This is a genomic window from Kitasatospora sp. NPDC048715, from assembly GCF_043198905.1.
GTDB classification, from domain to species: domain Bacteria; phylum Actinomycetota; class Actinomycetes; order Streptomycetales; family Streptomycetaceae; genus Kitasatospora; species Kitasatospora lactacystinica.
In genome coordinates this window covers 101,704-125,285 of record NZ_JBICVH010000025.1, presented here as the reverse complement: position 1 = coordinate 125,285, position 23,582 = coordinate 101,704, and the positions used below count along the sequence as shown (strand labels likewise).

Genomic DNA, 23,582 nt, shown 5'->3' with positions numbered 1-23,582 from the left:
CTCCCCGCTCCCCGTCCCGCCTCGGCTCCTACGCACCCGTCGGCCCCGCACCGGCCGCCTCCAGTGGCAGCACCGCCGTCACCCGCCAGGCCTCCCGCTCGTGCGGGCCGGCTTCCAGCGAACCTCCGAGGGCCTCGACCCGGGCCGCCAAGCCCGGCAGGCCGCTGCCGCCGCCCCGGCGCGGCCGCCCTGCCGGACCCGGCGCCCGACCGTCGTTGGTCACCGTCAGTTCCAGCCCTCCGCCGCTGCGGCGGGCCCGGATCTCGATCTCCCGCGCGGCCGGAGCATGCCGCCTGACATTGGTCAGGGACTCGACCACGATCCGGTGGACGGTGCCCTCCACCTCGCGCGGCACCGGCTCCTCCGGCAGCTCCAGACGGACCTCGGCTCCACCCGTCGCGGTGAACCGCTCGGCCACCTCGGCGAGTTCGGCGAGTCCGGGCTGCGGACCACGACCTCCGCCCTCCTCGCTGCGCAGCAGCTGTACCGTCCGGTCCAGCGAGGCCAGCGCCCGCTGCCCGGCCTGCTCTATTCGCTGGAACATCTCCGCCGCCCGGGCCGGATCGATCCCGGCCAGGTAGGCCCCCGCCTGGGCCTGGGCGACCATGCCGCTGACATCGTGCGCCACGAAGTCGTGCAGGTCGTGGGCCAGCTCCAGCCGCTGCGCCCGCCTGGCCTCGGCCACCGCCTTGTTGCGCACCTCGTCCAGGCCCCGCAGGTAGAGCCCGATCAGCACGGCCGGCAGGGAGAGCATCGATCCGAACCCGAAGAGCGTGAGCGTGTCCGCGGGCCCCTCGATGAACACGAACCGGGACGGCCAGAGGGCGACCGCTCCGCAGGCCGTCCAGGCGGCCGCCGCACACCACGGGCCGTCCTCGGCGCGCAGGCCGACGACCACCGACAGCAGCAGAACGGACAGCTCCACCAGGCCCAGCAGCCCGGCCCAGCGCTGCCCCTCCACCCAGCGGCCGAGGAACCAGACGGCGACCGTGACCGCGACCGATGCCGCCCCGAGCGCCATGGTCACGGCCGCCGCCCCGTACCGCCGCCGCACCGGCCAGGCGATCGGCGCCAGGACCAGGACGACCCCGGAAAGGATCTGAGTCATCGTCACCACCTCCCTCGACTCCTCGACTGCCGTCACATTACGACGCCGCCCATACGTCGCGCCTGTGCCGATCGGCATATTTCAAAGGCGGGTTGAGCAGGAGGAACAGCCCGATCGGCATCTGCCGCCAACCCCTGGCGAGGCTCCAGTCTTGAGTCGTCGCACCGGCCACGGAGGCCGGAGCCGAAGGGAGTCCACCACCATGTCGAAGCTCGTGATCAACGCCCGCGGCACCACCCACCGGGCCGCGGCGGCCGCCCCGGACGTCCCGCCCGCACCGCGCTGGGCCCGGCTCGCCGCCAAGGCCGCCGTCCTGACCACCGTCCCCTCGGGGCTGTGGCGGATCGCCTTCGGCTTCGGCGTCCCGGTCGGCTTCAGCGGCGCGACGCTCGCCGCGTACGCCGAGCACCAACCGGGCTGGGGCACGCTCTACTGCGTGGCGCTGAGCGCCCTGGCCGAGTCGCTGGCCTTCCTGACCCTGGGCCTGGTCCGGCCCTGGGGGCTGGTGGCGCCCCGGTGGATACCGCTGCTGGGCGGCCGTCGGGTCCGGCCACTCGCCGCGATCGTCCCGGCGTTGCTGGGCTCGGTGATCCTCACCTCCCTCGGTACGACCGCGCTCCTCGGCGGTTGGGCCCGCAACCTGGCCGAACCGGATTCTCCGCGCGGTCTCGCCGGCGTGGTGATGACGCTCGCCTACCTGCCCCTGGTCGCCTGGGGCCCGCTGCTCGGTGCGGTCACCCTCGACTACGCCCGCCGGACTCTGTGGCGGCACCGGTGACGAGGGCGGCCGGTCACACCTGGGCCGGCTCCGCGCTCGGCCCTGCCGCATCCCTCCCGCTCGCGCCCTCGCCCTCGTCCTCGTTCCGGATCGGGGCCGGCGCGGGGGCCGTGCGCCGACCCCACTCCGTCGCGACCAGCACCAGGGCTCCGCCGAGCAGGGCGAGCGGGCCCATCCGGTTCCCGGCCAAGGTGATCCCGAAGACGGCGGCCCACAACGGCTCGGTGCCGAGCAACAGGCTCACCCGCGAGGGCGACGTGGCCCGCACGGCCCACATCTGGACGAAGAAGGCGAACAGAGTGCAGAACAAGGACAGATGCAGCAGCCAGGCCCACTGGCCGGCTCCGTACGAACGGGCGACCGTCCACGGCGCAGGACCGACCGACAGCGCGACGACGGAGAACACGCCGGTGGCCACGGCGAGTTGGACCCAGGTGACGGCGAGCATGTCGGTGTCGCGGACGGCTCGGGTGCGGGCCATCGCGAGGACGTACGCCGAGCGGACGAGGGCGGCGCCCAGCACCAGCAGATCTCCGAGCGTCGGAGGGCGCAGCCCGCCGTCGCCGGTGAGCAGGGCGACACCGAGGACGGCCAGCCCGGCGGCCGCGAGGAAGGCCTTCGGTGGTGCGGTCCGGCCGAGGGCGCTCTCGCCGAGCGGGGTGAGCACCATGGCGAGGCTGATGATCAGTCCGGCGTTGGTCGCGGAGGTGTGCACGGCTCCGTAGGTCTCCAGCAGGAAGATCCCGCTGAGCACCAGCCCCAGTGCGGCACCGCCGAGCCACTCGGCACGGCTCAGCCTCCGCAGGGCGCGCCAGGCGACCATCCCGAGCAGCGGCAGCACCAGCCCGAACCGCAGCACGAGCATCGCCACGACCGTCCCGGGCTCGGCCACGCGCTGGACAGCGAGGAAGCTCGATCCCCACACCACGGCCACGAGCAGGACCGGAAGATCACGAAGGACCGACGAGGACGAACCCTCGGGCAGGTCGGACAAGGAGGCTGACATGCGAAAGATCCCTCCGAACGGACGGAACCGGCGGGCGCGAGTACCGTACGGCGTCGGACGGACCCAAAAGCCGGGCGGAGAGCCCGGCGGTGGACGAGGTGGAGCGTGGAGCAAAGGTGCGCCATCCTCGCGCACCGGGCCGCCGATGATCAATGCCCCGCGCGGGCACCGATGGGTCGGGCGACGAGCAGGTGGCCGCGGCGGGCGGGCAGGCTCTGCTCGTAATGCAACTTGAGTCGCATTACGATGAGCACGGCGCGACCGTCACGCCACAGCAATCCCTGACGCGACCGGAGTCGACTTTGACTGAGGCCACCCACCCCGCGCCGGAACCCCGCGCCCCCACCCCGCGCCCGGGCGGCCGCAGCGCCCGGGTCCGGGCGGAGGTGGTCGCCGCGACGCTCGCCGAAGTCACCGAGAAGGGGTACGACGGCCTCACCGTCGAGGCGGTCGCCACCCGCTCCGGCGCCCACAAGGCGACCCTCTACCGACGCTGGGGCGGAGTGGACGGCCTGGTCGCCGACACCCTGACCGCCTCCGCCGACCAGCCCTGGCCCCTGCCCGACACCGGAGACCTCCAGCAGGACCTCCGCCGGATCACCCAGGAGGTGTTCAGTGTCTTCACCGACCCGGAGCTCGGCCCCACACCGATAGCGCTGATCTCCGCCGCCCAGCGCTCGGACGCCGGCGCGGCCGCCCTCCGCGCCTTCTTCGCGGCCCGGCACCGCCAGACCGCCGAGGTGGCCGAACGGGCCGTCGCCCGGGGCGAGCTCCCCACGGGGACGGACGGCGCCGAGGTGGTCCGGGCCGCCACCGCACCGCTCTACTACCGCCTGTTCGTCTCCGGCGAGCCCCTGGACGCCCGCACCGCCGAGCGGGCCGCCGACGCCGCGGCCCTGGCCGCGCGCGCAGGGCTCTTCACCACCACCGCGACCACCACGACCACCACGGAACGGAACTGACAAACCATCACACCACTGCCGCCCGAGGAGCCACGGCCGCCCCAACCCCTACCGCATCCCCATCCGGCCGTGGATGATGCACCCATGACAACCCCGCCGTCCACCACTCCCCGGAAGGTCCGTCACGTGAAGCGCACGCACTGGGCGCTGGTCGCCGCCGCCACCGTCCTCCCGCTCGTGGCGAGCACCGGCACCGCCGTCGCGGACGCCCCCGCGGCCGGCACCCCCACCGCCGGCTGCACCTACACACCGGCCGTCCCGGCCGACAACTTCAAGGGCATCCCGGTGTTCGACGCCAAGAAGGCGGCGAAGCCCTACCGCGCGACACTGCGGACCAGCCAGGGCCAGATCACCTTCGAGGCGCTGACCGACAAGGCGCCCTGCACCACCTTCTCGTTCCGGTTCCTCGCCGAGCACGACTACTTCGACCGCAGCCACTGCCACCGCCTCACCACCCAGCGGATCTACGTCCTCCAGTGCGGCGACCCGACCGGCACGGGCAGCGGCGGTCCGGGCTACTCCTTCCCGGACGAGAACCTGACCGGCGCCACCTACCCGGCCGGAACCGTGGCCATGGCCAACGCCGGCCCGAACACCAACGGCAGCCAGTTCTTCTTCGTCTGGAAGGACACCAAGCTCTCCCCCGCCTACACGCCCTTCGGCCGGATCACCGCCGGACTGGACGTGCTCCAGAAGATCGCCGCCGGCGGCGAGGACGACCAGAACAACCCGGGCGACGGCTTCCCCACGCTCCCGGTGAACATCCGCAACGTGAAGATCAGCGCCCGCTGACCGGGCGGGCCGGACAGCCCCGGCCCGCCACCCGCCGTCCCCCGCTCCCCGCTCCCGTACGGTGGCAGCACCAACGACACCGCAACGGGAGCAGGAGCAGCACCGCATGGACAGCCGGATCTGGGAGAGCGTCGACCACCTGGTCGCATGGCTTGACGAGCAGAGCACGCAGTCGCCCCAGGAGGAACGACTGCTGCGGATCCTCAAGCTCTCCGAGGAGATCGGCGAGGTCGGTGCGGCAGTGGTCGGTGCCACCGGCCAGAACCCGCGCAAGGGAGTCACCCACACCTGGGAGGACGTCCAGCACGAGCTCTGCGACGTCGTCTTCTCCGCCCTCGTCGCCCTGAGGACCCTCACCCCCGACGCGGCCCGGGTCTTCGCCGAGCGCCTCTCCTACGTCGAACAGCGCTCCACCGCCTCCCGGCGGGCGCCGGAGGAACCCCCGGCGGTCGACGAGGCATAGGCGACGCCCCCGTCAGAGGCGCGCCGTCCCCTCGGGCCAGGCCTCCTCCTGGCCCGGACGGGCCAGACACCCGACCGGACCGGGCGCCGAACGGGACCAGGCGCCCGGCCGAACCCGGCACCGGACACGACCAGGCGTCCGGCCGGGTCGGGCACCCGATCCGGGTCAGGCGTTCGGCGCGACCCTGGCGAGGCCGTTGATCACGCGGTCCATCGCGTCGCCGCCCTGCGGGTCGGTGAGGTTGGCGAGCAGCTTGAGGGTGAAGCGCATCAGCATCGGGTGGGTGAGGCCGCGCTGGGTGGCGATCTGCATCACCTTGGGGTTGCCGATGAGCTTCACGAAGGCGCGGCCCAGCGTGTAGTAGCCGCCGTACACGTCCTTGAGGATGCGCGGGTAGGCCTGGAGGGCGCGCTCGCGGCCGCCGTCGGTGACCCGGGCGAGGGCCTGCACGATGACCCCGGCGGCGATCTGGCCGGATTCCATCGCGTAGGCGATGCCCTCGCCGTTGAAGGGGTTGACCATGCCGCCCGCGTCGCCGACCAGCAGCAGACCGCGGGTGTAGTGCGGCTGCCGGTTGAAGGCCATCGGCAGTGCGGCGCCGCGGATCGGCTCGGTCATGTTCTCGGGGGTGTAGCCCCACTCCTCCGGCATGCCGGCGCACCAGGCCTTGAGCACCTCGCGCCAGTCCAGCTCGCCGAAGGCCGGCGAGGAGTTGAGGATGCCGAGGCCGACGTTGGAGGTGCCGTCGCCCATGCCGAAGACCCAGCCGTACCCGGGCAGCAGCTTGCGCTCGCTGCCGCGGGTGTCCCACAGCTCCAGCCAGGACTCCAGGTAGTCGTCGTCGTGGCGCGGCGAGGTGAAGTAGGTGCGGTAGGCGACGCCCATCGGGCGGTCCTCGCGCCGGTGCAGACCCATGGCGAGGGAGAGGCGGGTGGAGTTGCCGTCGGCGGCGACCACCAGCGGGGCCCGGAAGGTGACCGGCCGCTTCTCGTCGCCGAGCTTGGCGGTGACGCCGACGATCCGGCCGGTGCGCTCGTCCAGGACCGGCCCGCTGACGTTGCAGCGCTCGTAGAGCCGCGCGCCGGCCTTCTCGGCCTGACGGGCGAGCAGCTCGTCGAAGTCGGCGCGCTTGCGCACCAGGCCGTAGTCGGGGAAGGAGGACAGCTCGGGCCAGTCCAGCTCCAGCCGGACACCGCCGCCGATGATGCGCAGGCCCTTGTTGTGCAGCCAGCCGTTCTCGGTGGAGACGTCGATGCCCATGTCCACCAGCTGCTTGGTGGCACGCGGGGTCAGGCCGTCGCCGCACACCTTCTCGCGCGGGAAGGCGGTCTTCTCCAGCAGCAGCACGTCCAGCCCGGCCTGGGCCAGGTAGTACGCGGTGGTGGAGCCGGCCGGGCCCGCGCCGACCACGATGACGTCGGCCGTGCTCTCCACGGGGCTGTCCGGCTTCGTCAGATCGGCTGCGGTCTCGGACACGTGGACACACTCCTGGAACTGCGGCTGGGGGACGGCGGCTCTGTCTCCGGCAGTCTAGTTCCGCTCACGTCACCGGATGCGCCCCCGCCCCCGACCGCCGGACCCGAGCCGCGGTCCCGAGCCGCACCGATCGAGCCGCACCGATCGAGCCGCGGCACCCGGAGCCGTGACACCCGGGCCCGGGGCCCGCGCCCGGATCGGTCGGGGCCGGATCAGCCGAGCCCGGCTACGCGATCTTGTAGGCCCGGTGCAGCGCGACGATCCCGCCGGTCAGGTTCCGCCAGGCGACCTTCGACCAGCCGTTGTCCTGGAGCCTGGTGGCCAGCCCGGGCTGGTCCGGCCAGGCCCGGATGGACTCGGCGAGGTAGACGTACGCGTCCGGGTTGCTGCTGACGGCGGTGGCCACCGGCGGCAGCGCGCGCATCAGGTACTCGGTGTAGACCGTCCGGAACGGCGTCCAGGTCGGGGTGGAGAACTCGCAGATCACCAGCTTGCCGCCGGGCTTGGTGACCCGCAGCATCTCGCGCAGCCCCGCGTCGGTGTCCTGGACGTTGCGCAGCGCGAAGGAGATCGTCACCGAGTCGAAGGTGTCGTCCGCGAACGGCAGCCGGGTGGCGTCGCCGGCGGTGAGCGCCAGCTCGGGGTGGCGGCGCTTGCCCTCGGCGAGCATGCCGACCGAGAAGTCGCACGGGACGACCTCGGCCCCGGCCTCGGCGAAGGGCAGCGAGGAGGTGCCGGTGCCGGCCCCGAGGTCGAGCACGAGGTCCCCCGGCCCGGCGGCCACCGTCTCGGCCACCGCCCGGCGCCAGGCACGGGCCTGGCCGAGGGAGAGCACGTCGTTGGTGCGGTCGTACTTGGCCGCGACGTCGTCGAACATGGCGGCGACTTCGTGCGGCTGCTTGTCCAGAGAGGCTCGGGTCACGCCCCCATTGTTCACCCTCGCACGGACGCCCCGACCAACGGGGCACACCGACCCGGAGCCGAACCCGGCCGAACCCCGGCCCGCGCCCGCGGGCCCGGGGCCGAACGCCGGGCCCAAGGTCGGACCCGGCCCGCGCCCGACGTCGAGCAGCCGCCCACCCGTACCGGGCGCGTCCCACCCGTACCGGGCACGGCCGGTCAGTGCTGAGCGCGCCGCCCGCCCGCGCGGCGCCGCCGACGCGACCGCTTGCCGTGCGTTATCGCGGGCATCCCGTCCGCCAGCGCCCCCGTCGCCAGTGCGAGGTTGGCGGCCAGCTTCCCCTGCCCGCCGCGGAGCGCGAGGGCCTTGTGATGCCGTCGGATGCGCAGCACGCAGATGACGAAGAGCACGACGGCCACCGGCACGCTGAACCGGGCCAGGCCCACGCCGACGGGCTGCGGGTAGGTGTCGCCGCAGATCCGCACCGCGCCCGGGTCGTCGGCGGCGTGCTCCAGGCAGATCCTGTCGCCGAGCTTGGCGCTGTCCGAGAGCGGCAGCGCGGCCGCGGTGTGCGGCTCCCCGCCGGCCCGGTAGCTGACGGCGCTGTAGGTGCCGCCGCCGGTCGGGAGCTGGGTGACGACCCCCTCGACTCTCACCGGGTGCGCCTCGATCCGGTCGGCCTGGTCGGCCTGGCGCCAACCGAGCAGGCACATGCCGACGGCCAGCACGGCGCTGAGCACGGCGGCGAGGTACCAACCACGGCCCATCCGCGGGGTGCGCGGCGGGGGAACGGTCGCGGTTTGCATGGTTCCTGTCCTGGCTTGCCTTCGGGGCCGGGGACACGGCCCCGCCGCCCGCGGGCGCGGGCAGTGGTGTGGTGAGGGTACGGAGTGAGCTGTCCGGGATCGTATCCGCTGGCGGGCCCTCAGGTCACGATGAAGGGACAATCACTCTCCGGCACCGGCACCGGAGTTCGGGTGCACACGAAGGAAGTCCCGTTCGCCACAAGGAAATCCGGCTACTGACGAGTACGTCACACCCGCCGTGACGACCGTCTCACCGTCGGCGGTACACCAACCGCCCGCCCAGCACCGTGGCCAGGCACCCACCCGCCGCCGGCTCCGCGCCCGCCGCCGCGCCCGCACCCGTACCAGCGCCCACGTCCGCGCCCGACACGGCTTTCGCGCCCCCGCCCCCGATCCCGCCCCCTGCGACCGCGAACACCGCGAAGTCCGCCCGCCGCCCGGCCGCCACCCGCCCGTACACGGCCTCCGCGAGCGGCAGGACGGCCAGCGGGTCCAGCGGCCCCGCGCCCTCGCCGCCCGGCCCTCCTGACGAACCGGCAGGACCGGCCGGACAGGCAGGACCAGTAGGACCGGCAGAAACAGCAGAACCGGCGGAAGCGGACGACCCGGGCAGTCCCACGACCCCCGACCGCGCCACCGCCGTCCGCACCGAGGCCCGCTCGAAGGGCCCGGCCACCGCCGTCACCCCGTACCCGAGCATCCGCTGGAGCCCCCGCCGTGCGCTGGCCCCGCACCGCGCCTCGTCCGTGGACCCGGCCAGCCCGTCCGCCACCGGCTCGACGCCGACCTCCTCCCGGGGATCGGGGTGGTACGCCCGTTCCAGCAGCCGGTGTCCGTACGGATTGCGCAGCCCGGGGGTGAGCACGGCCGCGCCCCAGTCCCGCACCCGCGCGCCCGGGTGGGCGGCCGCCAGCTCCCCGTACGGCCCGACCGCCTCCACCAGCTCGCCACGCACCACCACCGCCCCGTCGGCGATGGACGGGGCGGTGGGGTCGGCCGGGTCGGGCAGCACGAACGCCGCCCGGTGCAGAGTCAGCACAACAGCGCCTTCGACTTCGACAGCAACGCCGGCGGCAACGCCAACGCCAGCGGAAACGGCAACGGCAACGGCAACGGCACCAGGGACACCGACATCAACGACACCGGCACGGGAAGGGCCAGGAGGAGGGGCCAGGAGGAGGGGAGAAGAAGGGGACTCAGTTGTCCAGGATCTTCAGCTCGGGGTGCGCGGTGCCACCCTCGATCGCCGTGGAGGCGATGTGCGAGGCGACGCGCGGGTCGACCGGGTCGTTGGCCGGGTCGTCCAGCACCCGCAGGTGCTCGTAGGTGGTCGAGCGCTGCGCCGGGACGCGGTCGGCGGCCCGGATGAGGTGGATCAGCTCGGTGAGGTTGGAGCGGTGCTTGGCACCCGCCGCCGAGACGACGTTCTCCTCCAGCATGACGGACCCGAGGTCGTCCGCACCGTAGTGCAGCGACAGCTGGCCGGCCTCCTTGCCGGTGGTGAGCCAGGAGCCCTGGATGTGGGCGACGTTGTCGAGGAACAGGCGGGCGATCGCGATCATCCGCAGGTACTCGAAGACGGTGGCCTGGGTCGAGCCCTTCAGGTGGTTGTTCTGCGGCTGGTAGGTGTACGGGATGAAGGCCCGGAAGCCGCCGGTGCGGTCCTGCACGTCGCGGATCATCCGCAGGTGCTCGATCCGCTCGGCGTTGGTCTCGCCGGTGCCCATCAGCATGGTGGAGGTGGACTCCACGCCGAGGCCGTGGGCGATCTCCATGATCTCCAGCCAGCGCTCGCCGGACTCCTTCAGCGGGGCGATCGCCTTGCGCGGCCGCTCCGGCAGCAGCTCGGCGCCGGCGCCGGCGAAGGAGTCCAGGCCGGCCTTGTGGATCCGGGTGATGGCCTCCTCGACGGAGACGCCCGAGATCCGCGCCATGTGCTCGACCTCGGAGGCGCCGAGCGAGTGGATCACCAGCTGCGGGAAGTCGGCCTTGATCGCCGAGAACGCCCGCTCGTAGTACTCCACGCCGTAGTCCGGGTGGTGGCCGCCCTGGAACATGATCTGGGTGCCGCCGAGCTCGACCGTCTCGGCGCAGCGGCGCAGGATCTCGTCGAGCTCGCGGGACCAGCCCTTGTCGCTCTTCGGCGGCACGTAGAAGGCGCAGAACTTGCACGCCGTCACGCAGACGTTGGTGTAGTTGATGTTGCGCTCGATGATGTACGTCGCGATGTGCTCGGTACCCGCGTAGCGACGGCGGCGCACCGCGTCGGCGGCGGAGCCGAGCGCGTGCAGCGGCGCCGAGCGGTAGAGCTCCAGCGCCTCCTCCGGGGTGATCCGGTCACCGGCGGTGGCGCGGTCGAGCACGGCCTTCAGGTCGGTGCTGGACGCATCGAGGGTGGTCGCTGCGAGCTCGGTCACCTGGCGGCCTTCTCTCTCTCAAGTGCTACTCGGGTACGGCCGAACCAGCCTACGCCAGCACATTCCGCCGCCCGCGTCAGCCCGCTGAACTGCGCTCGGGCCGCCCCGGGCCGCGCACGGGCGACCCCTGTACCGCGACCGGACCACGCCCGGAACACGCCGGGACCATGCCCGGACCACGCCCCGGCCGGTCCCCGCCGCATCCCTCAGCCGTCGGCCCCGCCGGCCACGCCAGCCCCGTCGGCCCTGCGCATCGTGCCGGCCGGGTTCCCGGCCGGCGGGTCGGCGGAGGCGAAACGGATCGTCCCGTCGGACTGCAGGGTGAGCGTCTCCGCGTTGGAGCCGCCGGTGCAGGCGCCGGGGATCGAGGAGCGGACCAGTCGGGACTGGAACACCAGCTTGGTGGCGGAGGCCGACTTGAGGGTCCAGGCGCCCTCGCAGCTGATCGAGAGCAGCCCGGAGACGGCGTTGCGGCTGGTGGTGCTCTCCTGGCCGATCGCCGCCGGACGGACGGTGAGCGTGGTGGTCCCGCCGGGCAGCCCCTTGTCGGTGACCATGTCCCCGCTCCAGGTGCCCAGGAAGGCGGCTGGCACCACGCTCGGCCCGCCCGTCCCGGGCGGCACCGCACCCGGGGCGGACGCCGTCCCGCTCCCCGGAGCGCCGGAGGCCGAGGTGGACCCGGAGGTGCCGGCGCCGCCCGGCGGGACGGCCCGGCCCGGGTCGGCGGACGCCTCCGGCAGCGGCGCCGCCGTGGGGCCCGACACCGCCGGTTCGGCCCGGTGCAGCCACCCGTACAGCCCGTACCCGCCGCCCCCGAGCAGCACGAGCACCGCCGCGACCGCCGCCGCGTTCCGGGCCCGCCGCGGCCGCGCCCCCTGCGCGGTCCCGTCCCGGACGGGACCGCTCAACGGCGGGTGCTCCCCCGTACCCTGCGGCCCGCCCGCGGACACGAAGGTCGGTGTCCGCACCGCCTCGGCCGAGGCCCCGGAGGCACCGGAGGCACCCGCGTCCGCGCCCACCCCGCCCGGAACCGCTTCCCCCGCTTTCCCCGCTTCCCCCGGCTCCCCGTCCAGGTCCAGGTCCAGCAGTTCCACCGCGCTGCGTCCCACCCCCGCCGCCAGTTCCCCCGGCAGCCAGCCGCCCTGGGCCAGCCGGGCGGCGGCCGTGCCGTCCGGGTCCAGCCGGGCGCGCAGCTGCCGCGGGGTGGGCCGGGCGGCCGGGTCCTTGGCCAGGCAGCCGAGGACGATCCCGCGCAGCGGCTCGGGCAGCCCGGCCACGTCCGGCTCCTCGTGCAGCACCCGGTAGAGCAGCACGGCCGCGCTGACCCCTTCGCCGAAGGGGTGGACGCCGGTGGCGGCGAAGGCGAGGACGGCGCCGAGCGAGAAGACGTCCCCGGCCGGCCCGACCGCCTGCCCGTTCGCCTGCTCGGGTGACATGAAGCCGGGCGACCCGACCACGTAACCGGAACGGGTGAGGCCGCCCGCGGCGTCGAGGGCCCGGGCGATCCCGAAGTCGATCAGCCGCGGTCCGTCCAGGGTGAGCAGCACGTTGGACGGTTTGACGTCCCGGTGCACCAGGCCGAGTCCGTGGACGTGGACCAGGGCCTCGGCGAGCCCGACGCCGAGCGAGCGCACGGCCGGCTCGGGCAGCGGCCCGTACGTCCGGACGGCGTCGCCGAGCGCGGGGCCCGCCACGTAGCCGGTGGCGACCCAGGGGCGTGCGCCCTCGGTGTCGGCGTCCAGCACGGGCGCGGTCCAGGCGCCGCCGACCCGCCGGGCGGCGGCGACCTCCTGCCGGAAGCGGGCGCGGAACTCGGCGTCGTCCGTGAGCTCCGACCGCACCACCTTGACGGCGACGGTGCGCCCGCCGGCCGTCCGGCCGAGGTAGACCCGGCCCATTCCGCCCGAGCCGAGCCGCCGCAGCAGCCGGTAGCCGCCCACCTGGCGCGGATCGTCCGACCCCAGTGCCCGCATCCCGCACGCTCCCCTCGCCCTCGCACGCGCGCTCCGCCGACCGCCCATCGGACGCGCCTCGGGTGCAGACCGTACCGGGCCGGGCGGTGCTCCGCCCGGCCCTCGGGCCTGTCTTCACCCTTCCGCCCGCGCGGCGGCGCCGGTCGTACGAAGACGGACGCGGGCCCGCGAACAGGTGCGGGAACCCGCAGCCGGACGGCGCCCCTACGTCCCCTACCTCCCCTACCTCTCCCTACATCCCCTGCTGCATCCCCAGCGGCAACGCCGCCGGCTCCAGCAGCCGCACCGCGACGTCGGAGGCGAACCCGCTGTCGTGCGCGACCCGCCGGGCGAACTCCGTGACGCCGGCCAGCTGCCGCTCGCCGAGCGAGAAGTCGAGCGCCTCGCTGAAGTACCGCTCCAGCACGTCCGCCCCGAAGGCCTCCCAGCGGGCGGCCTGTTCGGCGACCTTGCCGGCCTCCACCAGCGACAGGTCGCGGGACTCCAGGAAGGCCCGGTGCACCGCGGCGGTCAGTTCCGGGGCGCGCTCGGCGAACTCGCGCCGCACCGCCCAGACCGCGAAGACGAAGGGCAGGCCGGTCCACTCCTTCCACATCTCGCCGAGGTCGTGGACGGTCAGCCCGAGGTCGGCGGCCTGCCCCAGGTAGGCGCGCAGGGCCGGGTCGCCGATCAGGACGGCGGCGTCGGCCTCGGCGAGCATCGCGCTGAGGTCCGGCGGGCAGCTGAAGTAGTCCGGGCGCACGCCCTCGCGCTCCTCCAGGAGCAGCCGGGCGAGCCGTACGGAGGTGCGGCTGGTGGAGCCGAGGGCGACCCGGCGGCCGTCGAGGTCGGCGAGCGGCACCTTGCTCACGATCAGGCAGGACATCACCGGGCCGTCGCTGCCGACCGCGATGTCCGGCAGGACCAGCAGGTCGTCCGCGTTGCGCAGGTACTCCACGCAGGTGATCGGGCCGATGTCCAGGGTGCCGTCGACGAGCTGGTCGCTCAGCTTCTCCGGGGTGTCCTTGGTGAGGTCCAGATCGAGCAGGTTCCCGGTCCTGGCGAGTCCCCAGTAGAGGGGTACGCAGTTCAGGAACTGAATGTGGCCGACCCGGGGCCTGACCGGTGTGTTCTCCTGGGGCTCCCGCGTCCGCGCGTCCGGTGTCCGTGCCTCCGGTGCTGCCACTGCGCCGCTCCCTTGCTGTTCGTGCCTCCCCGCAGCGTATGCCTGCTGTTCGCGGCGGCTCGCACCGGCCGTCCGACACGCCCTCCCGCCCCGTCGACGCCCCGTCGACGCGGCGTCGACACGGCATCGACGCGCCTTTCCACGCCCGCTCCGGCCCTTACGACACGCGCCTTCCACGCCTCAAGTGACCTCTGGTCGTCACAGCGGCCGCATGCTAGCGTTGCCCTCAGTTGCAGTTTGATTCCCCTTGCAGTACTTGAAGCCTGCGGAGCATGTAACCGCAGGCTTTTTGTAGTTTTTCAGCAATATCGAAAAATTTCGGACACGTCCGGAGGCAGGGCGATCAGCGCAGCGGACCGGGTGTCACACGGTGTGGCCCCCGACACGCATCGCAAGGAGAACGGCATGGCTCAGGGAACCGTCAAGTGGTTCAACGCTGAGAAGGGCTTCGGCTTCATCGCCCAGGATGGCGGCGGCCCCGACGTCTTCGTTCACTACTCCGCCATCAACGCGAACGGCTTCCGTTCGCTGGAGGAGAACCAGACGGTCACCTTCGACGTCACCCAGGGCCCGAAGGGCCCGCAGGCGGAGAACGTCACCGCTGTCTGACCATCCTCTGATGTTCTGATCGCTCGGGACCCGTACGGGTCCGCCGGCGGCTCCCGACAGCCGCCACCATGAGCACAAGAGCAGTACCCAAGGGGGCCCGCCGGTCGGCGGGCCCCCTGCCTTTTCGAAAGCCCGTCCCGGGGCGGAAGTTCGGGCACGGAGCGAAGGAATGCGGAAAGGGCCCTCTCCCGTCACCGGGAGAGGGCCCTTTCCGTCATGGCGGTCGAACGTCCCCTCTGGCGTTCGACCGCACGTTCTGCCTCCGTGTCAGGCCGCGACCGGGGTCGCGCCGCCCTGGCCGGCGGCGACGGCCGGCTCCGGGGCCTCGTCGTACAGGTCCCCGGACGGGTTGTTGTACGCGGCGACGTCCAGGATCTTCTCCCGGGCGGCGACCACGATCGGCACGACGACCTGGCCGGCGACGTTGGTCGCGGTGCGCATCATGTCCAGGATCGGGTCGATGGCGAGCAGCAGGCCGACGCCCTCCAGCGGCAGGCCCAGCGTGGACAGGGTCAGCGTCAGCATGATGATCGCGCCGGTGAGGCCCGCGGTGGCGGCCGAGCCGACCACCGAGACGAAGGCGATCAGGATGTAGTCCTTGATGCCCAGCTCGATGTTGAAGACCTGGGCGACGAAGATCGCGGCGACGGCCGGGTAGATCGAGGCGCAGCCGTCCATCTTGGTGGTGGCGCCGAACGGCACGGAGAAGGACGCGTACTCGCTCGGGACGCCGAGGCGCTCGGTGACGCGGCGGGTGACCGGCAGGGTGCCGACCGAGGAGCGGGAGACGAAGGCCAGCTGGATCGCGGGCCAGGCGCCCTTGAAGAAGTGCAGCGGGTTGAGCCCGGCGGCGAAGCGCAGCACCAGCGAGTAGACGACGAACAGCACCAGCGCGCAGCCGAGGTAGATGTCCAGGGTCAGCGTGGCGAAGGGCTTCAGCAGGTCCCAGCCGTACTTGGCGACGGACTTGCCGATCAGGCCGAGGGTGCCGAGCGGGGAGAGCCGGATGACCCACCACAGCGCGGTCTGGGTCAGCTCCAGCACGGACTCGCTGAGCTTGAGGACCGGCTCGGCCTTGGCGCCGAGCTTGAGGATCGCCGCGCCGACCACGACCGCCAGGAAGACGATCTGGAGCACGTTCACCTTGGTGAAGGAGTCGACGATGTTGGTCGGGAAGATCCCGGTCAGGAAGTCGATCCAGGTGCCCTTGGAGTCGAGCGCCTTGAGGCCCTCGGTCTTCAGGTTGGTGCCCTCGCCCGGGTTGGTCAGCAGACCCAGGCCGATGCCGATGCCGACCGAGATCAGCGAGGTGATCATGAACCAGAGCAGCGTGCGGGTGGCCAGGCGGGCCGCGTTGGTGACGTTGCGCAGGTTGGCGACGCTCACCACGATCGCGGTGAACACCAGCGGCGGGACGGCCAGCTTGAGCAGCTGGACGAAGATCTTGCCGATGGTCTCCAGGGTGGTGGCCAGCCAGGAGATGTCGGCGGCGCGGGCCAGGTAGCCGAGGCCGACGCCGAGCACGAGGCCGGCGACGATCTGCACCCAGAAGGGCGTCTTGCGGATGCGGGCGAGCACGGACGGCGACGAGGTCGCCTCGGGCGCTGTGGACATGGGGGAGCGTCTCCGGGGAGGGCGTTGCTGACGGTGAGGTGGGGGCGGAGCGGGCGGCACGGCGCGGGGCCGGACGGGAGGGTCGGGCCCCCGGTCAGGGGCGTGCCGCCGCGGTACAGCTCAGGGCAGCACAGCGCATGGCGCGACACGGGCGCGGGCTGTCCACAGCACCGGTCAGAGCACACGGGCGGGCGGCGGCGGGCAGGGGGCCCGGGCCGTGCATCCGCAGTGCGTCTGAGGCTGTCATGGCCGATACGTTAGCAGTAAAGGTTTGAGATGTTCAAAGTACTTGTTTGAGGTTACGCAGCGCACACGCCCCCCGAGGCCCGCCACCAGCCCGAACTCCGGACACGAACGAAGCTGACGCCCCATCAGGCCTGCTCGGCGGCCCGATTGACCGCTGAGCAGTTATACGTATAACTTTGACGGCGTCCCTGCCCCTGCCTGCCCAACCGGAGAGGACGGCCGATGGGCTACCTCGCCCTGCTCCGTGCCCCGCACGTCACCCGCCTGCTGCTCGGCACCCTGCTCGGCCGCCTGCCCGCCGGCATGACCGCCCTCGTCATCGCCCTCGCCCTGCGCGACGCCGGGGTGACGTACGGCCGGGTCGGACTGGCCACCTCCGCCTACGCGATCGCCGCCGCCGTCGGCGGCCCGGTGCTCGGCCGGATCGTGGACCGCACCGGACAGCCGCGCGTCCTGCTCGCCTCCGCCGTGGTGGCCGGCGGCGGGTACGCGCTGCTCGCCCTCGCCCCCGGCTCCGCGCTCGGTGCGCCGATCGGGGCCGCGATCGCCGGCCTCGCCATGCCCCCGCTGGAACCCTGCCTGCGCTCGCTCTGGCCGGACGTGGTCGAGGAGAAGCAGCTCGACACCGCGTACGCCTTCGACTCGGCCGCCCAGCAGATCCTCTACGTGGCCGGTCCGCTGGCCGTCGCCACCATCTCCGGGCTGTTCAGCCCGGTCGCCGCACTCTGGGTGGCCGCCGGGCTCGGACTGGCCGGCGCGCTGATCGTCGCCACCGCCGGTCCCGCCCGGGCCTGGCGCGCTCCGGCGCAGGAACGGTCCGCCGGACTGCTCGGGCCGCTGCGCTCCCCCGGACTGGTGCTGCTACTGGTCGGACTGGCCGGGGCCGGCTGGGCGGTCGGCGCGCAGAACGTGCTGTTCATCGCCTACGCCGAACAGCACGTCGGCACGCTGCCCGGCGGCGGAGGCACCCTGCTGGCACTGGCCGCGCTCGGCGGCCTGCTCGGCGCGCTCGCCTACGGCGCGGTCACCTGGCGGCAGACCACGGCCACCCGCACCTGGGTGATGGCCCTCGCGATGGCCGCCTCCTACCTGCCGCTGGTCACCCTGCCCGGGCCGTACCCGATGGCCGCGCTGGCCTTCCTCTCCGGGGTCATGCTGGCCCCGCTGCTGGCGGCTGCCTTCGTCCTGGTCGCCGAACTGGCGCCGGCCGGCACCGTCACCGAGGCGTTCGCCTGGCTGGTGACGCTGTTCGCCACCGGCAACTCGCTCGGCTACGCCGTCTCCGGCAAGCTCGCCGAGGACTCGCTGCGCCCGGTGGCGCTGTGCGCGGTGGGCGGGATCGCACTCGGCGGACTGGTGCTCTTCGGCGCCCGGCGCTGGTTCCACCCGGTGCCGCTCGCCCCGGCCGCCCGGCCCGTCCCGGTGGGCTGACCCACCCCCACGAACGACTGCGCCCGCCGGTGGTCTGGCCGACGGGCGCAGTCCTGTCACCGGTGACGGACCGTCACCGCCCGGTCGGGGCCGTACCGGCCGGCGCCGTGGAGGAGCGCAGCACCAGCGAGGTGGCCAGCGGCGCGACCGGCGCCACCCGCTCCCCGCGCAGCAGGGCCGCCAGCGCGGCCGCGCCCGCCCGGCCCAGCTCCTCGCCCGGCAGGTCGACGGTGGTCAGCGGCGGGGCGAGCAGCGCGGCCACCGCGACGTTGTCCATGCCGACCACCGACAGGTCCTCCGGCACCCGCAGCCCCAGCTCGGCGGCGGCCTGGTAGACCCCGGAGGCGACCACGTCGTCGTCGCAGATCACCGCCCGCGGCCGGTCCGCCCGCTCCAGCAGCCGGCCCGCGACGGTCCGCGCGGCCCGGTGGCCGTCGTTCAGACTCACACCCAACTCCACGACGTCCAGGTCGAGTTCACGGACGGCCTGCTCGAAGGCGGCCTGCCGGACCCGGAAGGTGTAGGCGGAGTGGCTGGAGCGCAGCCGGCCGATCCGGCGGTGGCCGAGCGCGGCCAGGTGCTCGACCGCGGCACGCATCCCGCCGGCCACGTCGAGCTCGACGGTCGGCCGCGCCCGGTCGGTGCCGGGGTCGGCGTCCAGGAAGACGGCGGGGGTGTCGGCGGGCAGCTCACCGAGCTGGCTGTCGTCCGGGGAGCAGATCAGCAGGCCGTCGAAGCGGCCGGCGGTGGCGGCCTCGGCCAGGGTGGCGCTGCCCCAGCCGGAGCTGACCACGACGGCCAGGCCGTTGCGGCCGGCCTCCTCGTGGACGCCCTCCAGCACCCGGCCGAAGAACGGGCCCTGGAGGTTCGGCACGGCCAGCAGGATCATCCCGCTGCGGCCGAGCCGCAGCTGCCGCCCGGCCGCCTGCGGGCGGTAGCCGAGGCTGCGGGCGGCCTCCCGGACCCGTTCCCGGGTGGCCTCGGAGACCCGCCGGCCGGCCTCGGCGCCGGAGAAGACCAGGGAGACGGTGGCCTGGGAGACCCCGGCGAGCCGCGCCACGTCCCGCCCGGTGGGGCGGCGGACGGGGGCCGGCCAGGTGCCGAGCGCCCCCTCGGAGGACGGTTGCCCGGCGGACGCCGCCTCGACGGACGCCCCCTCGGAGGGCGGCTGCCCGGCGGGCGGCTCGGACGGCGCGGAGTCTCGGGTGGCGGGCACGGCGGTTGCGCTCCGGGGCCGGGCCCCGGTCAGTTCTGGCCGGCGGTGGCCGAGCGGGCGGCGTCGTCGGCGGCGTCCTCCTCGGCGTTCTGCGCGGCGATCCGGTCGGCGGTACGGCTGCGCATCCCGGAGACCTTGCCGCTGATCTGCGTGGACATCTCGTCGCGCTGCCTGCTCAGCAGCGCGTAGCTGAGCGGCGCGGAGGCAATCGCGGCCAGCAGGAACAGGAAGATCATGCCGGCCTCACCGCTGACCGGGATGACGCCGAAGTGCCCGAGCAGCAGGGCCACCAGCAGGCAGCCGAGGAAGATGCTGACCCGCAGCGAGGTGTAGCGGAGCGTGGCGTGCGACTTCTCCGGGCCGTTGCTGGTCACTCGACACGTCCTTCTTCGTTGCGCTGGGGCGGGTTCTCCAGTCAAGCATGCCTGACGGCCGGAGCGGGGCACGGGGCACCCGATCCGGCCCGCGGCCCGGCGGGCGGTCGTCAGCGCAGGTCGAGCCAGAGGGTGATGTCGTCCCGGTCGTCCCCGGGGGCGACCCGGATCGCGGCCGGCACCCGGCCGACCTCCCGGTAGCCGCTGCGGGCGTAGAACCGCTCCAGCCCGAGGCCGCCGCGCGCGGTGAGCCGCAGCGATTCCAGGCCCCACTCCCGGGCCGTCCGCTCGGCCTCGGCGAGCAGTCGGGCGCCGTGGCCGAGGCCCTGGAAGTCGGGGTGCACCATGACCCGCTTGAGCATCCGCCAGTGCTCCATGAGGTCGAAGCGCATCGACTCGAAGAACAGCACGCCGACCAGCCGGCCCGTCGCGCTCTCGTGCGCGACGAGCAACCGGTCCGGGCCGTCCGGTCCGACCCCGGCGAACTGGCGTTCGGCGGTGTCCCGGACCTCCTCCTCGGTGACCGGCGCCACGAAGCCGACCGCCCCGCCGGCGTTGGTGACGTCGGCCCACAGCCGGACGATCTCCGTCCGCAGATCGGGGTCGAGCTCGGGGTCCAGGGTGAAGGTGAGCGCCATGGAGCGGAGCCTAGACGTCCGGTACGACGGTCCCACCGGGAGGTCCGGCGCCGCCCCCGGGCGCGCGGACCGCCCGTCACGGGAGGGCCGGCACCGCCCGGTCGGCCCGCCCGCCGCGCAGCGCCAGGCAGAGCCCGACCGCGACCGCGCACAGCGCGCCGGCGCCGTACCAGGTGAGGTCGTAGTTGCCGAGGGCGTCACGGGCCAGCCCCGCCAGCCCGGCGACGACGGCCGCGCCGATCTGGTGGGCGGCGAGCACCCAGCCGAAGACGATCGGGGCGTCCTCGCCGAAGTGCCGGCGGCACAGCGCGACGGTCGGCGGCACGGTGGCCACCCAGTCCAGGCCGTAGAAGATCACGAAGGCGAGGATCGGCGGCTGGAGCGATCCGGCCAGCAGCTGCGGCAGCAGGAGCAGGGACAGGCCGCGCAGCCCGTAGTAGACCGTCAGCAGCACCCGGGAGTCGACCCGGTCGGTGAGCCAGCCGCTGAAGACGGTGCCGAGCACGTCGAACACGCCGATCAGCGCGAGCAGGCTCGCGGCGGTGGTGACCGGCATGCCGTGGTCGTGCGCGGCCGGGATGAAGTGGGTGCCGACCAGGCCGGCGGTGGTGGCGCCGCAGATCGCGAAGGAGCCGGCCAGCAGCCAGAACGCCCGGACGCGCGCGGCGTTCCGCAGCACCCGCAGCGAGCGGGCCAGGGCTCGGCCGTCGGTGACCGTCGCGGCCGGGGCCTCGGTCGCACCGTACGGGAGCAGGCCGACGTCGGCGGGGCGCTCGCGCATCAGCAGCAGCACCGGGACGGCGACGGCGCTGGCGGCGAGCGAGACCACGACCACGGCCGAACGCCAGCCGTGCTGCTCGACCAGCCAGGCGCCGATCGGCAGGAAGACCAGGTTCCCCGCCGCTCCGGCGGCCGTCAGCACTCCGGTGACCAGGCCCTGGCGGGCCCGGAACCAGCGCCCGGTGATGGTGGTGGCGAAGGCTCCGGCCATCGAGCCGCTGCCGAGGCCGACCAGCACGCCCCAGCAGAGCACCAGTTGCCAGGGCTCGCGCATCAGCATGGTCAGCCCGGAGCCGACCGAGATGGTCAGCAGCGCGCAGACCACCACCAGGCGCACCCCGAACCGGTCCATCAGGGCGGCGGCGAAGGGGGCGGTGAGGCCGTAGAGCGTCAGGTTGACGGAGGTGGCGCTGGAGATCGTCCCGAGCGACCAGCCGAACTCGTTGTGCAGGGCGTCCATCATCAGGCTCGGCGTGGAGCGGAAGCCGGCCGAGCCGAGCAGGACGAGCAGGGAGACGCCGGCCACCACCCAGGCGTAGTGCACCCGGGGGCGCTTGGCCGGGTCGGGCGGCTCGGAGCGGGATGCGGGGGCGAGGACGCTGCGTTCGGTCACGCGAACGAGTGTTCCGGGCCGCCCGGGACCGGACGAGTGGCCTGAATGACAGCTTTCGCAAGATTCGGGCCATGGCCCGCAGTACCCTGGCCCGGACCCACCGACGCCCGAGGGGACGGCATGGCACACCTGGTCGCGGTACTCGCCCTGGAGGGCGTGATCGCCTTCGAACTCGGCATCCCCGCCCGCATCTTCGGCGGCGCCAAGGATCCGGCCGGACGGCCGCTGTACGAGGTGGCCACCTGCACCCTGGACGGAGGGCCGGTCACCACCAGCGCCGACTTCCGGGTCATGGTCGACCACGGGCCCGAACTGCTGGAACGGGCGGACACCGTACTGATCCCGGCCTCCGCCGACTCCGCTCCGGCCGTCGCCGACGCCTGCTTCACCCCGCCCCTGGCCGCCGCGCTGGCCCGGATCCGGCCCGGCACCCGGCTGATGTCGATCTGCACCGGCTCCTTCATCCTGGCCGCCGCCGGCCTGCTGGACGGCCGCCCGGCCACCACCCACTGGCGCTACACCGAGCGCTTCGCCCGGCTGTTCCCCAAGGTGCGGCTGGACCCCGACGTGCTCTACACCGACGACGGCGACATCCTCACCTCCGGCGGGGTGGCCGCCGGGGTGGACCTGTGCCTGCACGTGGTGCGCCGCGACCACGGCAGCGCGGTGGCCAACGCGGTGGCCCGCAACTGCCTGGTGCCGCCGTGGCGCGAGGGCGGGCAGAAGCAGTACGTGGAGGCCCCGAGCCCGGTGGACTCCGGCGGCAGCGGCACCGCCGCGGTGCGCGCCTGGGCGCTGGAGCACCTGGACCGGCCACTGGCGCTGCGGCAGCTCGCCGACCGGGCGGGGATGAGCGTACGGACCTTCACCCGGCGCTTCCGCGAGGAGACCGGCGCCAGCCCCGGCCAGTGGATCACCACCCAGCGCACCGAGCGGGCCCGCCAGTTGCTGGAACGGACCGATCTGACGATCGACCAGGTCGCCCGGGAGTCCGGCTTCGGCACCGCCGCCTCGCTGCGACTTCAGCTGCGCGGCCGGCTCGACGTCGCACCGAGCGCCTACCGGCGCACCTTCCGCTCCCTCCCGGAAGGCCGCGCTTCCTGAGCGCGGCCCGGCGACCGCCCGACCGGTGGCCGGATCCCGTCGCGCGCCGGCGGCGGATCGGATGGCGGCAGGCCGCGCCCACCCCGAGCACGGTACGGCAGGCCGCCATCCAACCCCGGCGCGCGAGCCCTGATCCCGCGCCACACCCTCCGCACTCGCCGAGGAGCGGCCCGTGACCGGCCGTCCGCGGTCCGCCCTGCCGGCACGAATCCCCTGGACAGCGGCACCGCGGCGGTGGACGGACGTCCCCTCGGCGTCCCCTCGCGACGGAGCGCCGCACCCAAGCGTGATCAGTCGGATACGTCACGTCAATGGGTAGTCCGAAATTCGGAATGGTTGCGTCACCTTTCGGCCGGTGATCAGCACCGTGATCGGCACGGTCCGACGGCCGCCGCGAAAGCCGCTATTGCGCCAAAGCCGCCCAGTCCACGTCGGCCAGCGGATCCGCGGGACGGGCGTCACTGCCGATCTCGCACCAGACCCGCTTGCCCGAGTCCTCCGGGTACCAGCCCCAGCGCTCGCAGAGCAGTTCGACCAGCTCCAGGCCGCGCCCGTTGGTCGCGTCCTCGTCCGCGCCCGCGTGCCGCGGCGTCGGCGCGGCCCGGCTCGCGTCGGCGACCTCCACCCGCAGCGGGGCGGCCGGTCCGCCCTCCTGCGGGCCGTCGGCCACCGGCAGACAGAGCCTCAGCACGGCCGGACAGCCGGTGTGCACCACGGCGTTGGTCACCAGCTCCGAGACCACCAGCACCACCGTCTCGGCCATCGGCGCGTCCGGGTCCACCCCGTGGTTCAGCAGCCGCGAGCGCACCCACCGGCGGGCCCGGCCGACCTCGGCGGGGTCAGCCTGCACCGCCAGCTGTACCTGAAGAACCTGCACCGCTCCACCACCCGCACTCGCAGTTCGGCCATAGTCCCGATCGGGCCGGATCGGCCGGCGGGCCCTCGCACGTCGCCCGGCGCCACCCGAGCCGTGCCCGGGCGCCCGCCCGGTCTGTCCGTCCGCGCCCACTCGCCCGCGCCGTCTCGCCGGTCGGGCACCCCGCCGCGACACGAATACGCCTCAGGATGGGCGGGGGGACGGACCGCAGCAAGCGCTTCGGGCATATTCCG

22 protein-coding genes are annotated in these 23,582 nt (G+C 73.7%); 7 read left to right on the top strand and 15 right to left on the bottom strand.

The annotated features are described in order from the left end of the window. Positions 1–28: 28 nt before the first annotated feature. On the bottom strand, positions 29–1,108 hold the full coding sequence (locus tag ACGFSC_RS37900; protein ID WP_359902250.1) for a histidine kinase: 1,080 nt from the start codon (positions 1,106–1,108) through the stop codon (positions 29–31). Positions 1,109–1,310: 202 nt separating this feature from the next. On the opposite strand from ACGFSC_RS37900, the gene ACGFSC_RS37895 reads away from it, so the two are divergent. After that, positions 1,311–1,886: a hypothetical protein gene (locus tag ACGFSC_RS37895; RefSeq protein ID WP_359902247.1), complete on the top strand. Its 576-nt coding sequence runs from the start codon at positions 1,311–1,313 to the stop codon at positions 1,884–1,886. A 13-nt stretch (positions 1,887–1,899) separates the two neighbouring features. Here the strand turns inward: ACGFSC_RS37895 and ACGFSC_RS37890 are convergent, their stop codons facing one another. Beyond that, positions 1,900–2,892 (bottom strand): DMT family transporter, encoded by a 993-nt coding sequence (locus ACGFSC_RS37890; RefSeq protein ID WP_359902245.1) that lies wholly within the window; start codon positions 2,890–2,892, stop codon positions 1,900–1,902. A gap of 302 nt (positions 2,893–3,194) precedes the next feature. Here ACGFSC_RS37890 and ACGFSC_RS37885 point away from each other — a divergent pair, with 302 nt between their 5' ends. From ACGFSC_RS37885 to ACGFSC_RS37875, 3 genes are all read left to right on the top strand, one after another. Continuing rightward, positions 3,195–3,854 (top strand): TetR/AcrR family transcriptional regulator, encoded by a 660-nt coding sequence (locus tag ACGFSC_RS37885; protein ID WP_359902243.1) that lies wholly within the window; start codon positions 3,195–3,197, stop codon positions 3,852–3,854. A gap of 126 nt (positions 3,855–3,980) precedes the next feature. Further along, the gene (locus tag ACGFSC_RS37880) at positions 3,981–4,646 is read left to right on the top strand and encodes a peptidylprolyl isomerase (RefSeq protein WP_359902240.1); all 666 of its coding nucleotides are present in this window, start codon (positions 3,981–3,983) and stop codon (positions 4,644–4,646) included. Positions 4,647–4,752: 106 nt separating this feature from the next. Beyond that, positions 4,753–5,109, top strand: coding sequence for a MazG-like family protein (locus ACGFSC_RS37875; protein ID WP_359902237.1), 357 nt, complete (start codon positions 4,753–4,755; stop codon positions 5,107–5,109). 165 nt (positions 5,110–5,274) lie between these two features. Here ACGFSC_RS37875 and ACGFSC_RS37870 read toward each other — a convergent pair whose 3' ends face one another. From ACGFSC_RS37870 to ACGFSC_RS37840, 7 genes are all read right to left on the bottom strand, one after another. Then, positions 5,275–6,585 carry a geranylgeranyl reductase family protein gene (locus ACGFSC_RS37870; RefSeq protein ID WP_359902234.1) on the bottom strand — a complete coding sequence of 437 codons (1,311 nt, stop codon included), beginning with the start codon at positions 6,583–6,585 and terminating at the stop codon, positions 5,275–5,277. Positions 6,586–6,811: 226 nt separating this feature from the next. Beyond that, a complete protein-coding gene (locus ACGFSC_RS37865; RefSeq protein WP_359902232.1) occupies positions 6,812–7,507 on the bottom strand; it encodes a demethylmenaquinone methyltransferase in 696 nt (231 codons plus the stop codon). A gap of 197 nt (positions 7,508–7,704) precedes the next feature. Further along, complete coding sequence (locus tag ACGFSC_RS37860) at positions 7,705–8,292, bottom strand: hypothetical protein (RefSeq protein ID WP_359902229.1); 588 nt, start codon at positions 8,290–8,292, stop codon at positions 7,705–7,707. 250 nt (positions 8,293–8,542) lie between these two features. Next, positions 8,543–9,331: a hypothetical protein gene (locus ACGFSC_RS37855; protein WP_359902226.1), complete on the bottom strand. Its 789-nt coding sequence runs from the start codon at positions 9,329–9,331 to the stop codon at positions 8,543–8,545. Between the two features lie 157 nt (positions 9,332–9,488). Next, entirely contained in the window at positions 9,489–10,709 is a 1,221-nt protein-coding gene (mqnC, locus tag ACGFSC_RS37850) for a cyclic dehypoxanthinyl futalosine synthase (RefSeq protein WP_359902223.1), read from the bottom strand. Positions 10,710–10,915: 206 nt separating this feature from the next. Next, entirely contained in the window at positions 10,916–12,682 is a 1,767-nt protein-coding gene (locus ACGFSC_RS37845) for a protein kinase (RefSeq protein ID WP_359902220.1), read from the bottom strand. A gap of 232 nt (positions 12,683–12,914) precedes the next feature. Then, positions 12,915–13,847 carry a menaquinone biosynthesis protein gene (locus ACGFSC_RS37840; protein ID WP_359902217.1) on the bottom strand — a complete coding sequence of 311 codons (933 nt, stop codon included), beginning with the start codon at positions 13,845–13,847 and terminating at the stop codon, positions 12,915–12,917. A gap of 405 nt (positions 13,848–14,252) precedes the next feature. Between ACGFSC_RS37840 and ACGFSC_RS37835 the strand changes: the two genes are divergently transcribed. Then, a complete protein-coding gene (locus ACGFSC_RS37835) occupies positions 14,253–14,456 on the top strand; it encodes a cold-shock protein (RefSeq protein WP_188301247.1) in 204 nt (67 codons plus the stop codon). 267 nt (positions 14,457–14,723) lie between these two features. Here the strand turns inward: ACGFSC_RS37835 and ACGFSC_RS37830 are convergent, their stop codons facing one another. Next, positions 14,724–16,070 (bottom strand): dicarboxylate/amino acid:cation symporter, encoded by a 1,347-nt coding sequence (locus tag ACGFSC_RS37830; RefSeq protein WP_359902214.1) that lies wholly within the window; start codon positions 16,068–16,070, stop codon positions 14,724–14,726. Positions 16,071–16,538: 468 nt separating this feature from the next. On the opposite strand from ACGFSC_RS37830, the gene ACGFSC_RS37825 reads away from it, so the two are divergent. After that, complete coding sequence (locus ACGFSC_RS37825) at positions 16,539–17,747, top strand: MFS transporter (RefSeq protein WP_359902211.1); 1,209 nt, start codon at positions 16,539–16,541, stop codon at positions 17,745–17,747. A gap of 73 nt (positions 17,748–17,820) precedes the next feature. Here ACGFSC_RS37825 and ACGFSC_RS37820 read toward each other — a convergent pair whose 3' ends face one another. The 4 genes from ACGFSC_RS37820 to ACGFSC_RS37805 form a co-directional block, all read right to left on the bottom strand. Beyond that, positions 17,821–18,963 carry a LacI family DNA-binding transcriptional regulator gene (locus tag ACGFSC_RS37820; protein ID WP_359902208.1) on the bottom strand — a complete coding sequence of 381 codons (1,143 nt, stop codon included), beginning with the start codon at positions 18,961–18,963 and terminating at the stop codon, positions 17,821–17,823. Positions 18,964–18,992: 29 nt separating this feature from the next. Next, on the bottom strand, positions 18,993–19,337 hold the full coding sequence (locus ACGFSC_RS37815) for a DUF4229 domain-containing protein (RefSeq protein ID WP_359902206.1): 345 nt from the start codon (positions 19,335–19,337) through the stop codon (positions 18,993–18,995). Positions 19,338–19,447: 110 nt separating this feature from the next. Beyond that, the gene (locus tag ACGFSC_RS37810; RefSeq protein WP_359902203.1) at positions 19,448–19,975 is read right to left on the bottom strand and encodes a GNAT family N-acetyltransferase; all 528 of its coding nucleotides are present in this window, start codon (positions 19,973–19,975) and stop codon (positions 19,448–19,450) included. A 76-nt stretch (positions 19,976–20,051) separates the two neighbouring features. Continuing rightward, entirely contained in the window at positions 20,052–21,368 is a 1,317-nt protein-coding gene (locus ACGFSC_RS37805) for an MFS transporter (protein WP_359902200.1), read from the bottom strand. 120 nt (positions 21,369–21,488) lie between these two features. Between ACGFSC_RS37805 and ACGFSC_RS37800 the strand changes: the two genes are divergently transcribed. Continuing rightward, positions 21,489–22,472 carry a helix-turn-helix domain-containing protein gene (locus tag ACGFSC_RS37800; protein WP_359902197.1) on the top strand — a complete coding sequence of 328 codons (984 nt, stop codon included), beginning with the start codon at positions 21,489–21,491 and terminating at the stop codon, positions 22,470–22,472. A gap of 403 nt (positions 22,473–22,875) precedes the next feature. Here the strand turns inward: ACGFSC_RS37800 and ACGFSC_RS37795 are convergent, their stop codons facing one another. After that, positions 22,876–23,349, bottom strand: coding sequence for an ATP-binding protein (locus ACGFSC_RS37795; RefSeq protein WP_359902194.1), 474 nt, complete (start codon positions 23,347–23,349; stop codon positions 22,876–22,878). Between the last annotated feature and the right edge of the window lie 233 nt (positions 23,350–23,582).